Annotated in this window: 13 protein-coding genes; 10 read left to right on the top strand and 3 right to left on the bottom strand. The window is 68.6% G+C overall.

Features of this window, described 5'->3' with window-relative positions; genetic code table 11:
* Positions 1–145 precede the first annotated feature (145 nt).
* The 10 genes from AB7E35_RS02090 (at position 146) to AB7E35_RS02135 (ending at position 13,288) form a co-directional block, all read left to right on the top strand.
* Entirely contained in the window at positions 146–967 is an 822-nt protein-coding gene (locus tag AB7E35_RS02090; protein ID WP_428162365.1) for a carbohydrate ABC transporter permease, read from the top strand.
* Between the two features lie 70 nt (positions 968–1,037).
* Entirely contained in the window at positions 1,038–1,913 is an 876-nt protein-coding gene (locus AB7E35_RS02095; protein WP_428162366.1) for an endonuclease/exonuclease/phosphatase family protein, read from the top strand.
* A 99-nt stretch (positions 1,914–2,012) separates the two neighbouring features.
* Positions 2,013–2,399 carry a YkvA family protein gene (locus AB7E35_RS02100; protein WP_428162367.1) on the top strand — a complete coding sequence of 129 codons (387 nt, stop codon included), beginning with the start codon at positions 2,013–2,015 and terminating at the stop codon, positions 2,397–2,399.
* 84 nt (positions 2,400–2,483) lie between these two features.
* The gene (locus tag AB7E35_RS02105; protein ID WP_428162368.1) at positions 2,484–3,356 is read left to right on the top strand and encodes a methylglyoxal synthase; all 873 of its coding nucleotides are present in this window, start codon (positions 2,484–2,486) and stop codon (positions 3,354–3,356) included.
* A gap of 21 nt (positions 3,357–3,377) precedes the next feature.
* Positions 3,378–5,639, top strand: coding sequence for a penicillin-binding protein 1C (pbpC, locus tag AB7E35_RS02110; RefSeq protein ID WP_428162369.1), 2,262 nt, complete (start codon positions 3,378–3,380; stop codon positions 5,637–5,639).
* 68 nt (positions 5,640–5,707) lie between these two features.
* A complete protein-coding gene (locus AB7E35_RS02115; RefSeq protein ID WP_428166989.1) occupies positions 5,708–7,990 on the top strand; it encodes a diguanylate cyclase domain-containing protein in 2,283 nt (760 codons plus the stop codon).
* A 73-nt stretch (positions 7,991–8,063) separates the two neighbouring features.
* Complete coding sequence (locus tag AB7E35_RS02120) at positions 8,064–9,236, top strand: alpha-hydroxy acid oxidase (protein ID WP_428162371.1); 1,173 nt, start codon at positions 8,064–8,066, stop codon at positions 9,234–9,236.
* Between the two features lie 158 nt (positions 9,237–9,394).
* Positions 9,395–10,330 (top strand): EamA family transporter, encoded by a 936-nt coding sequence (locus tag AB7E35_RS02125; protein WP_428162372.1) that lies wholly within the window; start codon positions 9,395–9,397, stop codon positions 10,328–10,330.
* 76 nt (positions 10,331–10,406) lie between these two features.
* Positions 10,407–11,564: a Y-family DNA polymerase gene (locus AB7E35_RS02130; protein WP_428167000.1), complete on the top strand. Its 1,158-nt coding sequence runs from the start codon at positions 10,407–10,409 to the stop codon at positions 11,562–11,564.
* Between the two features lie 155 nt (positions 11,565–11,719).
* Positions 11,720–13,288 carry a methyl-accepting chemotaxis protein gene (locus AB7E35_RS02135; protein WP_428166990.1) on the top strand — a complete coding sequence of 523 codons (1,569 nt, stop codon included), beginning with the start codon at positions 11,720–11,722 and terminating at the stop codon, positions 13,286–13,288.
* 195 nt (positions 13,289–13,483) lie between these two features.
* Here AB7E35_RS02135 and queF read toward each other — a convergent pair whose 3' ends face one another.
* The 3 genes from queF to AB7E35_RS02150 form a co-directional block, all read right to left on the bottom strand.
* Positions 13,484–14,329, bottom strand: coding sequence for an NADPH-dependent 7-cyano-7-deazaguanine reductase QueF (gene queF, locus AB7E35_RS02140; RefSeq protein ID WP_428162374.1), 846 nt, complete (start codon positions 14,327–14,329; stop codon positions 13,484–13,486).
* A gap of 81 nt (positions 14,330–14,410) precedes the next feature.
* Complete coding sequence (locus AB7E35_RS02145; RefSeq protein ID WP_428166991.1) at positions 14,411–15,280, bottom strand: 2OG-Fe(II) oxygenase; 870 nt, start codon at positions 15,278–15,280, stop codon at positions 14,411–14,413.
* Between the two features lie 59 nt (positions 15,281–15,339).
* Entirely contained in the window at positions 15,340–15,726 is a 387-nt protein-coding gene (locus AB7E35_RS02150; RefSeq protein ID WP_428162376.1) for a hypothetical protein, read from the bottom strand.
* Positions 15,727–15,800: the final 74 nt, after the last annotated feature.

A 15,800-nucleotide genomic window follows, 5' to 3' on the forward strand; every position in this document is an offset into this window, starting at 1 on the left:
AACCCCCTGAGCGGCTGCGCCGCTTCCCCCTTCTCTCACGCTGCGCGTGGGAAGGAGGACGCCGCCCGTGCGGCGGGGCGGCCCTTGCACGGCGGCCCTGGCGTGTGTGGCGCCCATTTCATGCCCCAGGAGGGCGCGACGCGCCATGAAAACCAATACGCTGTACGAGGTAATCTGGCTGGACACCCTGGCCGCCTGGACGCTGGCTCTGCTGTGGCTGCTGCCGCTGGCCTATGCGGTGTGGACGGCCTTCCACCCCGCGGAGTACGCCACGCGCTTCGACCTGCTGGCGCCCTGGACGCTGGACAACTTTCGCCGCGCCTGGGAGGCCGCGCCGTTTGCGCGCTACTTCCTCAACACCACCGTGCTGGTGGCGATGATCCTGGCCGCGCAGCTGGTGCTGTCCACGCTGGCGGCCTATGCCTTCGCGCGTTACCGGTTTCGCGGCCAGAACGTGGCCTTTGCGCTGGTGCTGGTGCAGCTCATGGTCATGCCGGACATCCTGCTGGTCGAGAACTACAAGACCATGGGCCACCTGGGGCTGGTGGATTCGCTGGTGGCCATCGGCCTGCCGTACTTTGCCTCGGCCTTCGCCATCTTTTTGCTGCGCCAGACCTTCATGGGCATTCCCAAAGAGCTGGACGAGGCCGCGCGCGTGGAAGGCGCCAGCGCCCTGCAGATCCTGTGGCGCGTGTACGTGCCGCTGGCGCGGCCGGTGTACACCGCGTTCGCGCTGGTGTCGGTGAGCTTTCACTGGAACAACTTCCTGTGGCCGCTCATCATCACCAACAGCGTGGAATCGCGCCCGCTCACCGTGGGGCTGCAGGTGTTCTCGTCGGTGGAGCAGGGCGTGGAATGGTCGCTCATCACGGCGGCCACGCTGATGTCCACAGCGCCGCTGCTCATCGGGTTCATACTCTTTCAGCGCCAGTTCGTGCAAAGCTTCATGCGCGCGGGCATCAAGTAAAGTGATTAGCCAAATTGGCCTAAAGCGCTCATACTGCAAGCGCTAGCAGCTATGTTTTCAGGAGCAAATCATGCAGCTCGTCACCTGGAACACGCAATGGTGCTGCGGCCTGGACGGCCGCGTGGATCCCGCGCGCATCGTGCGCCACGCGTTGGCGCTGGGCGACGTCGATGTGCTGTGCCTGCAGGAGATCGCCGTCAACTACCCCGGCCTGGCGGGCGCGCCTGGCGACCAGGTAGCGCAGGTGCGCGCCGCGCTGCCCGTGGGCTGGCAGGTGTTCTTTGGCGCTGCGGTGGACGAGTGGACCGCCGTGGGCCGCCAGCGTTTTGGCAACCTGATCGCCACGCGATTGCCCGTGCTGCAGCTGCAGCACCACCCGCTGCCGTACCCGCCGGATGCAGGCGTGAGCACCATGCCGCGCATGTGCAGCGTGCTCACCGTTCATGACCGCGCGCTGGGCCCGGTGCGCGTGATGACCACGCACCTGGAGTACTACTCCAAGCCCCAGCGCATGGCGCAGGCGCTGGCGTTGCGGGCGCTGCATCTGCAGGCCTGCGCCCAGGCCGCGCAGCCGCCGCAGCCCTTGCAGGACGGATCGCCCTTTCAGACCAAAGCACATACGCCGCACGCCGTGCTGTGCGGTGACTTCAACCTGCAGGCGCACGAGGCGGAGTACGCCGCCATGACTGCGCCTTTGTCGGCGCCCGAGGCCCAGGGCTGGGCGCAGCCCGGCGCGGTGCCGCTGCACGATGCCTGGCGGCTGCTGCATCCAAACCAGCCGCAGCCGCCCACGTTCTGCGTGTTTGACCGCGCCTACGCGCCCCAGCCCGTGGCCTGTGACTTCTGGTGGGTCAGCGATTCACTGCGCGCGCAAGTGCGCGCCCTGTACGTCGATGGCGCCACGCGGGCGTCGGACCACCAGCCGGTGCTGCTGGTGCTGGGCTGAGAGGCTGAGTGCAGGCGCTGCCCGGCTGTCTCAGAGCGTGCTTACGATACGGCTTCCCGTCTGACAACCCCCCGCCTTTTCACTTCTGCCGTACATCCCATGGGACTGCTGCAAACCGCCAAGCAATGGGCGCGCACGCTCAAGCGCGACGTCCTGGTCGTTTATCTGGCCGCACGCGACCCACGCACGCCCTGGGCGCTGCGCCTGCTGGCGCTGGCCGTGGCCGCCTATGCGCTCAGCCCCATCGACCTGGTGCCCGATTTCATCCCCGTGCTGGGTTATCTGGACGATCTGCTCATCGTGCCGCTGGGCCTGGCCCTGGTGCTGCGCCTGCTGCCGGCGCCGGTGCTGCTCGCCGCGCGCGAGCGTGCCGCGCACATGCTGGCGCGCCCGCGCAGCTGGGTGGCTGCGGCGCTGATCGTTGCGCTGTGGGTGCTGCTGGCCGTGCTGCTTTTCGTCTGGTGGCGCGGCTGGTCAGGCCGGTAAAGCCGGCAAGGCGGGGCCGCGTGCGGTGGTGCCTGCGGCTATGCTCGCCGGTCAATCAATTCTTCGCCTGAAAGCCTTTGCACCATGCTGATGGGTCTTGCCGCCAACCGCCTGCACCACCACACCGAAGACGCCGCGCTGTTTGCCTTTTTGCGCGCCTGCGAGGCGGGTATCCGCGAACTGCAGCTGGGCCTGCACACGGTGGGCCGCACGCACGATGCCATCGTTGCAGCCGGCATGCTGCACAACTACCGCCCGCTGGTGCGCTACCCCTACGGGCGCGAAGGCGGGCTGATGCGGCTGGTGGCCGAGGTGGTGGGCCTGCCCGAGCCCGGCCGCACGCTGGATGGCGCCATCTACCTCATCGACCCGGTGGACCCGTCGTCCATCTTCCCCGAGGCGTTGGCGCTCAAGCGCCAGTGCGTGATCCACGGCAAGCCGTTCCTGTCCACCGTGGCCAGCGCGCGCGACTGGGTGGAGATGGAGCGCATGCACGCCGGCCTGCCGGCCGACCGCAACGCCGACCGCTTTCATGACTACGGCACGCAGACGCTGGCGCTGATCGCCCACGATGCGATGAAGTCCGCCATGCTGGACTTTGCGGCGCGTAACTTCGAATTGCTCTCGCGCTTTCGCCAGCGCGTGGCCACGGGCACCACGGGCCAGCGCCTGAATGAGCTGGCCTGGGCACGCGGCTGGCCTGCCGACACGCCCTGGGTGCAGCGCTTCAACAGCGGCCCGCTGGGCGGTGACGCGCAGATTGCCGACCTGGTGCTGCAGCGGCGCTGCCACCGTGCCATTTTTTTTGAAGACCCGCACGTGGCGCGCCAGCATGAGGCCGACATCCAGCTGCTGGAGCGCGCCGTGACCACCGCCACGCACGACGCGGTGTGCACCACATCGCCGCAGGTGGCGCAGCGCTGGTGCGATGCCGCGGCGTTGCGCGCCGCGCGGTGATCTGCGGGTGAGGCGCCCGTGATGTGGCGACGCGCCCTTGCAGCGGCCAGCCTGGCGCTGGCCAGCACTGCCAGTCTGGCGCTGCCCACCTTTGAGGAAGTGCGCGCGGGCTTTCGCTCGTCCGAGACCCTGGTGCTCTCGCGCGAGGGCGAGGTGCTGCAGCGCCTGCGTACCGACGCCACCGTGCGCCGCGGCCAGTGGCTGGCGCTGGCCGACGTGTCGCCCGCGCTGCGGCGCGCCCTGGTGGTCAGCGAGGACAAGCGCTTTTACGAGCACAGCGGTGTGGACTGGGCGGCGGTGTCCGCCGCCGCCTGGGGCAACCTGTGGAACCAGCGCACGCGCGGCGCCAGCACGCTGACCATGCAGCTGGCGGGATTGCTCGACGGCCCGGATGCTGATTTCTTGCGCCAGGGCCCGGGCGGGCGCAGCGTGCCCCAAAAGCTGGGCCAGGCCGTGGCCGCGCAGGTGCTGGACCGGCGCTGGCGCAAGGACCAGATCCTGGAGGCCTACCTCAACCTGGTGCCCTTTCGCGGCGAGATCGTGGGCATCGACGCACTGGCGCGCACCCTGTTCGGCAAGGCCGCGCACGGTCTGGACGAGCGCGAGGCCGCCGTGGCCGCGGCCCTGGTGCGCGCGCCCAATGCGCGGCCCGCGCTGGTGGCGCGGCGCGCCTGCGGTGTGCTGCGCGACATGCGCGGGGCCGGCGGGGCCAGCGGGGCCTTGAACGCGACCGACTGCGATGCGCTGGACCTGTTCACCACCGCCGCGTTGCAGCGCCGCACCTTTGCCGCCAGCGAGGGCATCGCGCCGCACTTTGCGCGCCAGCTACTGCGCCAGCAGGCCCGCCCGCCCGGCGGCGCGCCGCCGCAGCGCCTGCGCTCCACGCTCAGCGCGCCGCTGCAGCGCGTGGCGCTGGACACGCTCACCCGCCACCTGCGCGAGCTGCGCGGGCGCAACGTGCAAGACGCAGCGCTGGTGGTGCTGGACAACGCCAGCGGCCAGGTGCTGGCCTGGGTGGGCTCGTCCGGCCCCTTGAGCCAGGCAGCCGAGGTGGACGGCGTGCTGGCCTTGCGCCAGCCGGGCTCCACACTCAAGCCCTTTCTGTACGCGCAGGCCATCGCGCAGCGGCGGCTCACCGCCGCGTCGCTGGTGCACGACTCGCCGGCGCACATCCCCACGGCCGGCGGGCTGTACATCCCGCAGAACTACGACCGGCAGTTCAAGGGCTGGGTGTCGGTGCGCACCGCGCTGGCGGCATCGCTCAACGTGCCGGCGGTGCGCACGCTGGTGATGGTGTCGCCCGATGCGTTTTTTGAGCAGCTGCGCGCCCTGGGCCTGCCGCTGCCGCAGTCGGGCGGCTACTACGGCTACAGCCTGGCGCTGGGCGCCAGCGAGGTGCCGCTGCTGCACCTGACCAACGCCTACCGCGCCCTGGCCAACGGCGGGCGCATCAGCCCCGTGGCCTATGCGCCTGCGCCGCGCCCGCAGTTCACCCCGGTGCTGGATGCGGGCGCCGCCTTCATCGTGGGCGACATCCTGTCGGACGCCCATGCGCGCGTGCGCACCTTTGGCACCGACAGCGTGCTTGCCACGCGTTTCTGGACGGCGGTGAAGACCGGCACCAGCAAGGACATGCGCGACAACTGGGCCGTGGGCTGGTCGCAGCGCTACACCGTGGGCGTGTGGGTGGGCAACGCCAGCGGCGCTGCCATGCACGACGTCAGCGGCACCAGCGGCGCCGCGCCCATCTGGGCCGAAGTCATGCACTGGCTACACCGCACCACCCCCAGCCGCGCCCCACAGCCGCCCGCCACGCTGGTGCGCCAGTCCGTGCGCTTTGGCCCGGATCAGGATGGCCAGCCGCTGGAGAGCGCGCGGCAGGAGTGGTTTACGGCAGGCATGCAGCAGGCGTTTTTTGCTACTGAAAGCATAGCTGCTAGCGCAGGTAATACAAGCGCTAAAGGCCAAAATGACTACCAGCTCGCCAGCGCTGCCGCGCCGCGCATCCTGGCGCCCGCGCCGGGCACCGTGGTGGCGCTGGACCCCGACATTGCGCCTGCGCACCAGCGCCTGCAGTTCGTGGCAGGTGCTGCCGGTCAGGCCGATCTGGCGGGCAGCGCTTCGCTGCACTGGCGCATCAACGGCAAGCCTGCGGGGCAGGGCGCCACCCTGGCCTGGCTGCCCTGGCCCGGTCGCCACCGCGTGCAGCTGCTGGATAGGCGCGAGCTGCTGCTGGATGAGGTGACTGTCGAGGTGCGCGGCGCTAGCGCCCCGGCACGGTGACATGGGTTCAGCCGCTGCGCGTCCGGTTCGGGTTCAACGGCGTTGTTTAAAATGGTTACAAAATGGCCATGTCCTTATCCCGTCAGTTTTTTACCCACCGCCTGATTTGGCTGGCAGTGTTGGTCTCCGCCGGCATTGGCGCGCTGTTTGCGCGCGCTATCTGGACCATGCGCGGCGAAGAATGGGGCTTTGCCAGCCAGACCAACACCAACCTGGTGCGCACGCTGGAGACCGGCCTGGTCTGGGCACTCGATTCCATGGACAAATCGCTGGAAGGCGTGGCCCGTGAAGTGACGCAGCCAGACGTGTGGGCTTTGACGGCGGACCTGCGCGCCCGCGTGCTGTTTGACAACTCGCTGCGCGCGCGCGGCGCAGGCGGCGTGCTGGTGCTCGACGAGAGCGGCGAGGTGGTACTGGACTCCGGCTCCCTTGAGCCGCGCAAGGCCAACCTGGCCGACCGGGACTACTTTCTGGCCTTCAAGGAAAGCGGCCACCAGGGCCTGTACATCGGCCGGCCTGTCGTGTCGCGCATTACTGGCGTGGGCATCCTGCCGTTGGTGCGTGCCTATCATCATCCCGATGGCCGCTTTGCCGGGGTGGTGGTGGGTGTCATTCCCCTGAGTTACCTCAACGATTTCTTTCGGGCGCTTGATCTGGGCAAAGACAGCGGCGTGAACCTGTACCGCGCCGACGGCGTGTTGATTTCGCGCTTTCCGTATGGCAATTCCGACGTGGGGCGCAGCATCGCGGGCACGCCCAACATGTTGCGTTTTCAGCGCGAGGGCAGCGGCCTGTTTGTGGGCAAGGCCGCCATTGATGGCGTGCAGCGGCTGTACGCCTTTCGCAAGGTGGGCGGCTATCCGCTCATCGTCAACGTGGCCCAGTCCACCGAAACCATTTTGGCCCAATGGCGCCGCAGTGCCTGGGTGCTGGGCGGCTTTGCCGCGCTGCTGATGCTGGCCAGCCTGGGCCTGGCGCTGCTGTTCGTGCGCGAGCTGACGCTGCGGCAAAAGGTGTCGGCCCAGCTGCGCGAGGCCGAGCACGACATGCGCACCATCATGGACAACATGCCCTCCATGATTGGTTACTGGGACGACCAGCTGCGCAACCGCTTCGCCAACCAGCCTTACTTCGACTGGTTTGGCGTGACGCCTGCCCGCATGCGCGGCATGCACGCCAGCGAGCTGCTGACGCCCGAGCTGTATGCCGCCGGCAAGCCTTACTTTGAGCGCGCGCTGCAGGGCGAGCCGCAGCTGTTCGAGCACACCATCATTGACACCCAGGGCATGCCACGCCACACCATGGGCTCGTTGGTGCCCGACGTGGACGAGGACAGCGGCAAGGTGCAAGGCATCTTCGTGCAGGTCACCGACATCACCGACCGCAAGCGGATGGAGGATCAGCTGTTCGAGGAAAAAGAGCGCGAGCGCCTGACGCTGCAATCCATTGGCGATGCGGTGATCTGCACCGACGCCCGGGGCGTGCTGACCTACCTCAACCCCGTGGCCGAGCGCCTGACTGGCTGGCAGGCCAGCGACGCGGCGGGTCGCAGCATCGATGAAGTGAAGCAGCTGCGCTGCCCCGGCAATGACGCGCCCCTGCCCAGTCCCTTGCACAAAGCCATTCAGCTGGCCGCACCGGTGGAAAACGTGCGCGGCGTGCTCGTGCACCATACCAGCGGCCAGCGTTTCCAGGTGGACGAGACCGCCAGCCCCATTGCCGATCGCCATGGTAACGTGACCGGCGCCGTTGCCGTGCTGCGCGACGTGACCGATGCCGTGGCCATGGCGGAGCGCCTGGCCCGCCTTGCCCAATACGACGCCCTGACCGATCTGCCCAACCGCGTGTTGCTGCAAGACCGCGCGCAACAGGCCATTGCCCAGGCGCGGCGCCTGGGCAAGGCGCTGGCCGTGATGTACCTGGACCTGGACGGTTTCAAGCAAGTCAACGACACCCTGGGCCATGCCTTGGGTGACCAGTTGCTGGTGCAGTTTGCCCAACGTCTGCAGCGCGCCGTGCGCGCGACCGACACCGTGTGCCGCCATGGCGGCGACGAATTCGTGGTGCTGCTGCCGGGCCTGGACGGCGCCGACCCCGAGGGCTCGGCATGCCGCGTGGCCCACAAGATTCTGGCGGCGCTCGATGCGCCTTTCGACCTGTCCGGGCACATGGTGCGCGGGGGACTGAGCGGCGGAATCGCGCTGTACCCTGAGCATGGCGATACCTTCGAAGAGCTCTCGCGCCATGCCGACAGTGCCATGTACGTCGCCAAGCGCGCCGGGAGGCTGCGCTTCATGCTCTACCGCGGCAGGGGCCAGCCGCCTCTGGCCGTGCAGCCTTCATCCACCTAAAACCCTGGTGGGCTGGCAAAGTCCGCGGCTTGCTTCGCCGCTGCCCACCCCTCACCCGCCGCAGGAGAATCACTTGCCCGACCTTTCCAGAATCACCTGTATCGAAGACCTGCGCGTGCTCGCGCAGCGCCGCGTGCCCCGCATGTTCTACGACTACGCCGACTCTGGCGCCTGGACCGGGGGCACCTACCGTGCGAACGAGGACGACTTCGCGCCCATCAAGCTGCGCCAGCGCGTGGCCGTCAACATGGAAGGGCGCACCACTGCCACCACGCTGGTGGGGCAGCAGGCCCGCATGCCCGTGTGCATCGCGCCTGTGGGCCTCACGGGCATGCAGCATGCCGACGGCGAGATCCACGCCGCTCGCGCGGCCGAGAAGTTCGGCATTCCGTTCACGCTGTCCACGATGAGCATCTGCTCCATCGAGGACATTGCCGGGCACACCAGCGCGCCGTTCTGGTTCCAGCTGTACATGATGCGCGACCGCGACGCCATGGCCCGCATGATCCAGCGCGCCAAGGACGCGCGCTGCAGCGCCCTGGTGCTCACGCTGGACCTGCAGGTGATCGGCCAGCGCCACAAGGACATTAAAAACGGCCTGACCGCGCCGCCCAAGCCCACGCTGGCCAACATCCTCAACCTGATGACCAAGCCCCAGTGGTGCTTGGGGCTGGCCGGCACGCGCCGGCGCAGCTTTGGCAACCTGGTGGGGCACGTCAAGGGCGTGTCGGACATGAGCTCGCTGGCCGCCTGGACCAACGAGCAGTTCGACCCGCGCCTGTCCTGGGCCGACGTCGCCTGGGTGAAGGAGCAGTGGGGCGGCAAGCTGATCCTCAAGGGCATCATGGTCGAGGAGGATGCGCGCCTGGCCGTGCAGCACGGCGCAGACGCCATCGTGGTCAGCAACCACGGCGGGCGCCAGCTGGACGGCGCGCCGTCCTCCATCCATGCACTGCCGGCCATCGTGGATGCCGTGGGCACGCAGACCGAGGTGTGGATGGACGGCGGCATCCGCAGCGGCCAGGACGTGCTCAAGGCCTGGGCGCTGGGCGCGCGCGGCACCATGATCGGCCGCGCCATGGTGTATGGCCTGGGCGCGTTCGGCGAGGCGGGCGTGACGAAGGCCCTGCAGATCATCCACAAGGAGCTGGACGTGACCATGGCTTTTTGCGGGCACACCGACATCCAGAACGTGAGCCGCTCCATCCTCGTGCCCGGCACCTATCCCACGGCGCCGCAGGACTGACGGTTTGCTCCTGTTGTGATAGCTGCTGGCGCTTGATGGGTATGCGTCATCGGCATTTTTGACTTGAAACCTGGCCGCCGGCCATCGCCAGGGACTGAGGCGGGCCTCGCCAATCACCGGGGCCGCGCGGCAGTGGTGCTGGCTATGCTCGGCAGCGCATGACTTCCTCCCTGACGACCGTCGCACCGTGGCTCTGGGTGCCCGTGGTGCTGTTTGCCGCGCTGGCGCAGACCGTGCGCAACACCGCGCAGCGCTCCCTGACCGCCGAACTGGGCACGCTGCCCGCCACGCTGGTGCGCTTTCTCTACGGCCTGCCGTTTGCCGGCGTGTGGCTGGCGCTGCTGTACGCCTGGCCCGAACAGCCGCCGGCGGTGCCGCAGTTCAGCGTCGCCTATCTGGGCTGGATTGCCCTGGGGGCTTTTTTCCAGATTGCGGGCACGGCCTTCCTGCTGCTGGCCATGAAAGAGCGCAACTTTGCCGTGGCCGTCACCCTGTCCAAGACCGAGGTGCTGCAGGTGGCGCTGTTTGCCAGCGTTTTTTTGCATGAGCTGCCCACGCCGCTGGCGCTGCTGGCCATGGTGGTGGCCACGCTGGGCGTGCTGCTGCTGTCGCTGCCCCCGCGCGGACAGCTGCTGTCGCCGGCGGCCTGGCTGAGCCGCCCGGCCCTCTATGGCCTGGCCTGCGGCGCCAGCTTTGCCATCGCCTCGGTGGGCTTTCGCGGCGGGGCGCTGGCGCTGGGGGCGCAAACCCCCTGGCTGTCGGGCGCCTGGGGCGTGCTCATCGCGCAGACGCTGCAGACCCTGGGCCTGGGTGCCTGGGTGGCGCTCAGGACCGAGCGGGGCCTGGCCGCGCTGTGGCCCGCGTGGCGCATGTCGCTGGTGGCGGGCAGCATGGGGGCGGCCGCGTCGCTGGCCTGGTTCACGGCCTATGCCATGCAGACCACGGGGGCCGTGCGCACGCTGGGCATGGTGGAGGTGGTGTTCAGCTACCTGGTGTCGCGCCGCCTGCTCAGCGAGTCCTTCACGCGGCCCGAGAAGGTCGGCATGGCGCTCATGTTGGCAGGGCTGGTGCTGATCTGCCTGCAGGGCGTGTAGGAGCGGACTGGGGGGAGGCGCGACAATCGCGGCAGTGACCGCTACCGCCCCTGATCGCCGCATCGCCCATCTCGACATGGATGCGTTCTACGCCTCCGTCGAGCTGCTGCGCTACCCGCAACTCAAGGGGCTGCCTGTAGTGATCGGTGGCGGCCGCCGACCGCAGGACGAGGCGCTGGCTGCTGCCTATGCGGGCCGCCTGGGCGAGATTCCCGTGGCGGCGTTTGCGCTGCTGCGTGACTACGCAGGCCGCGGCGTGATCACCACCGCCACCTATGCGGCGCGGCAGTTTGGCGTGGGCTCCGCCATGGGGCTGATGAAGGCCGCCCGCCTGTGCCCGCAGGCCGTGCTGCTGCCGGTGGACTTTGCGCAGTACCGCCGCTACTCCCGGCGTTTCAAGGAGGTGATCCTGTCCATCGCGCCGGTCATGGAAGACCGAGGCGTGGACGAGGTGTATATCGACTTCACGCGGGTGCCCGGCGGCCAGCGCGAGGGTGGCCGTGTGCTGGCCCGGCTGATCCAGAAGAGCATCTTCGACGCCACGGGGCTGACCTGCTCCATCGGCGTGGCGCCCAACAAGCTCATCGCCAAGATGGCAAGCGAGTTCAACAAGCCCAATGGCATCTCCATCGTGCAGCACGATGACCTGCAACCGCGCATCTGGCCGCTGGACTGCCGCAAGATCAACGGCGTGGGCCCCAAGGCCGAGGCCAAATTGCTGGCCCACGGCATCCGCACCATTGGCGATCTGGCGCAGCGGCCGCTGCCGTGGCTGGTGCAGCAGTTCGGGCGGTCTTATGGCGCCTGGCTGCACGAGGCCGCCTGGGGCCGCGACGAACGCGAGGTGGTGACCGAGAGCGAGCCCGTGTCCATGAGCCGCGAGACCACCTTCGAACGCGACCTGCACGCGGTGCACGACCGCGCCGAGCTGGGCCGCATCTTCACCGCCCTGTGCGAGCAGGTGGCGGGCGACCTGATTGCTAAGGGCTACGCGGGCCGCACCATCGGCATCAAGCTGCGCTACGACGACTTCAAGACCGCCACGCGCGACCAGACGGTGGCGGACTACACACAGGACGCAGCCACCATCCGCCGCGTGGCCGGCCTGTGCCTCAAGCGCGTGCCGCTGGGCCGGCGGCTGCGCCTGCTGGGCGTGCGCGTGGGCAACTTGCTGCCCCAGGCCGCGGTGGCAGGGCAGGCCGGCCGCTGGGGCGAGAGCGCGGCGCTGTTTTAGCCCCTGGTCTGGCGCGCCAGCGCCCTGCCGTACACCCGGTTTGTGTAAATTTCTTGACGCCAATCGTGGCCAATTCGGTGAAAAGTTACACTTGCGGGCCGCAACTGTCGCGCACGGCCCCGAACCCGGGGCCGTTTGTTCTTTCAAAGGTGTGCATGCGAGTGAACTCCCCCGTCACGGGCCGTGACTACGACTATCCGCCAGACGAGTTGCTGGTCTCGCTGACCAATGCCCGCGGCGAGATCACCCATTGCAACCCGGCCTTCGTGCGGGTGAGCGGTTTTGCCTATGACGAGCTCATGGGCCAGCCGCACAACCTGATACGCCACCCCGACATGCCGCCCGCGGCGTTCAAGGACATGTGGTCCACCATCGGCCGTGGCAAGCCCTGGACGGGGCTGGTCAAGAACCGCCGCAAGAACGGCGACCACTACTGGGTGCGCGCCAACGTCACGCCGGTGCTGGAAGGCGGCAAGCCCGTGGGCTATATGTCGGTGCGCGTCAAGCCGTCCGCTGCCGAGGTGGCTGCTGCCGAAGACCTGTACGCGCGCATGCGTGCCGAGGCCGATGCCGGCCGCACCACGCTGGTGCTGCGCGAGGGCGCCGTGCTGCACACCGGCCTGCGCGGCTGGCTGCAGCGCCTGTCTGGCTTTGGGCTGGCGGCCCGCATGGCGCTGGCCTTGGGTGTGCCGGCCCTGGCGGCCTTGCTGCCGGACTTGCTTGACGTGCAGGGCATGCCCGCTGTGATCTGGCGCGCAGCCGTGCTGGCGCTGGGCGGCGCGGCTGCGGTGGCTTACTTTCACCATTACTTCACGGCTGCGCTGCAAGAGGCCGAGCGCTTTGCCGGAGACATTGCAGGCTGCAACCTCTCTACCACCGCGCACACAGACTTGCCGGGTGCGCCGGGTGCGCTGGGCGCGCTGATGCGCCGCCTGGCGCAAATCCAGGTCAACCTGCGTGCGGTGGTGGGCGACGTGCGCACCGAGGTGCAAGGTTTCGCAGCGACCGCGGCCCAGGTGGCGCAGGGCGGGCTGGAGCTGTCGGCGCGCACCGAGGCCCAGGCCGGTCACCTGCAGCAGACCGCCGCCGCCATGGAGCAGCTGTCGGGCGCCGTGGCCCACACGGCAGACGCTGCCAACCACATGGCCGACGAGAGCGGGCGCAGCACCGCCGTGGCTGGGCGCGGCGGTGCGGCCATTGCCGAAGTGGGGCAGTCCATGGAGCGCATCCGCCAGTCGTCGGCGCGCATGGGCGAGATCATTGGCGTGATCGAAGGCATTGCCTTTCAGACGAACCTGCTGGCGCTCAACGCCGCCGTGGAGGCCGCCCGCGCGGGCGAGCAGGGCCGCGGCTTTGCCGTGGTGGCGGGCGAGGTGCGCGCGCTGGCGCAGCGCAGCGCCAGTGCCGCCAAGGAAATCAGCGGCCTGATCCGGCAGACGGCGGACGGCGTTGCCGACGGCAGCCAGCGCATGGCGCAGGCGGGCGGCACCATCGCCGAGGTGGTGGACGCCGTGCAGCGGGTGGGCAGCCACGTGCAAGAAATATCCACCGCCACGCGCGAGCAGTCGCAAGGCATAGGCCAGGTGAATGGCGCCATCGCACAGCTGGACGGCATGACGCAGCAAAACGCGGCGCTGGTGGAGGAGTCCGCCGCAGCCGCGCAGGCGCTGCGCAGCGGGGCGGTATCGCTGGGGCGCAGCGTTGAGGTGTTCCGCCTGGGCTGACGGCGCACTTGCCCTGGCGCGGCGGCTGCCCCTGGGCGCGCAGCCGGCTGCTCCAGCACCGTTGTGGCGCCGGTCAATGCCGTGCAAAACGTTGCCGAATGCGATCTGACCGATGCAGGCCATCCTGGCCCTGAACGCAGCCCGAGAGGCCGCGCGCACCGGGCAGGGTGCGCAGCAAATGCGGGCGATGCCTGGCTATTGCCGCGCCGTGCGCACGTTGCGCGGCAGCTGCTGCGGGTGGCTGGTGCGCAGCGGGTTGATGTCCAGCCCGCCGCGGCGCGTGTAGCGCGCATACACCGCCAGCTTGATGGGGCGGCAGCGCGTCCAGATGTCCATGAAGATGCGCTCCACGCACTGCTCGTGGAATTCGTTGTGGTTGCGAAAGCTCACCAGGTACTGCAGCAACCCGGCCTGGTCGATCTGCGCGCCGCTGTAGCTGATCTGCACGCTGCCCCAGTCGGGCTGGCCGGTCACCAGGCAGTTGCTCTTGAGCAGGTGGCTCACCAGCGTCTCGCTCACCGGGGCTTCGTCGTGGTTGGCGGCCAGCAGCTCGGGCGCGGGCTGGTAGCGCGTGCATTCCACGTCCAGGCGATCGAGCAGCAGGCCGTCCAGCTCATGGATGGGCTCGCGGTCGAAGGCCTCGGGCAGTACCAGCGTCACGCCCACGGTGGCGGCGGTGGCCGCGCCGCGCCACACGGCCTCGCTCACGTCGGCGCGAATGCGCGCGCGCACCTCATCGGCGTTGGCAAAACGGGTGTTGTTGAAACTGTTCAGGTACAGCTTGAACGATTTGCTCTCGACGATGTTGGGTGTCTCGCAGGGCACGGTGACGTGGGCGATGGCCACCTGCGGCTTGCCGCGCGCGTTCAGCCACGACAGCTCGAACGCAGTCCACAGGTCGGCGCCAAAAAAAGGCGCGCTGTCCGTGATGCCCAGCTCGGCGCGCTTGTCAGCGCGCGGTATGGGAAACAGCAGCGTCGCGTCGTACTGGTCGGTATAGGCCGATGCCTTGCCCAGCTGGGATTGGTTCGGGGTGTTCACGGTGTGCTGCCAGGTTGTGCTAGAAAATAAATAGCTGCCAGCGCTTGATATAAAAGGGCTGGAGGCATTTTTGGCTTGTATTTAATTGAACTCCCGCTCGCGCAGCCATTTGGTGGCGATCCACTTTTCGCCCTCGATCACCGGCGCGCCGCCGTGCAGCGTGCGCGTGGCGGGGTGGGCGCGCTCGTAGCTGAAGAACACCGCGTTGCCCTGGCGCGGCGCGATCTCCAGGGGCACGTCAGGGAAGATGGTGCCGCCGCCCTTGCGCGGGTTGTTCAGGTAGATCACCAACGTGGCCACGCGTTGGCCGCCACGGCGCAAGATGGTGGCCGTGCCGGGCTGGCCGGGGTCGAAGTAGTCGTAGTGCGGCTTGTACTGCGCGCCCGGCTGGTAGTGCAGCACCTGCAGGCCCTCGCCGTTTTCGATGGGCCAGCGCACCAGGCGGGCAATGCGTTCTTCCAGGCGCTGAACCACCGGAGTTTCGCCGCGCTGAAAGAACATGCCGTCGCTGGTGCGGTCGGCATTCACCTCAGATCCGCCCGTGGCCGTCTGCACGGTGAGCGAGCGCGCCATGCGCGGGTCTGCCGCGTCGATGATGGCCTGGCATTCATCGGGCGACAGCAGGTTGCCAAACAGCACCACGCGCGGGTTGGCCATGGCCATCAGCACCTCGACCTGGCGGTCGCCCACGTCGATGAACAGCGGCGAGTCGGCAATGTCGGGGTCGGGCACCGGCACGGCGGGCGGCAGGCCCTGCTGCTGCGCCACGTTGTCCAGGTGCGCGCGCAGCACTTCTTCGACGGCCCGCACGGCCACGTCTTCGTTCCAGCCGGCTGTGCACATCGACTGGATCAGCGCGGGCGCGGCAATGCCGTTGCGGGCCTGGTCGATGATCCATTGGCGCAGCTCGGGCGTGACGGGTTGGGATGATGCGGTGCTTTGCTTGGACATGGCGTCGCGGGCGATGGGTTCAGGGCAGGGCTTGCAAGGCGGGCATGGGCAACAGACTCTCAGCTGCGCTTGAGGCCCAGCGCATGCAGTTCGGCGTCGCTCAGGCGCGACAGCACATCGCTGCGCAGCGCCTTCAGGCGTTGGTGGTGGCGAAAGTCCAAGTCCACGCCCTGCAGGGCTTGAGCGCCGTCAGAGTCGATCGCGTAGGCCTCGCCGGCCGTCTCGTTGACCAGCAGCCACATGCGGCGCACCTGCCCGCGCTGGCCGCCGTGGTTGTGCTTTTGCGCAAAGGCATCGGCGTCGGCGCGCCGGGTGAAGGTGGCCTTCAGGAAATCCTCGCGCATGAAATTGATCCACACGCCCCAGCCTTCGCGCACGGTGGCTTCAAACGGTTGGTCGAGCGGCTGGCTGGCAGGGTAGTGCGCTGTTTCTACGGCGTGCTTCATGGGCAGGTGCGGAGGAAATGCGGGTGGTTGGTGCAGGTGTTTGGTGCGGCTGGATGGTGCGGCTGGATGGTGCA

This window comes from Diaphorobacter sp., assembly GCF_050251835.1.
Classification (GTDB): Bacteria; Pseudomonadota; Gammaproteobacteria; order Burkholderiales; family Burkholderiaceae_C; genus JBFXIE01.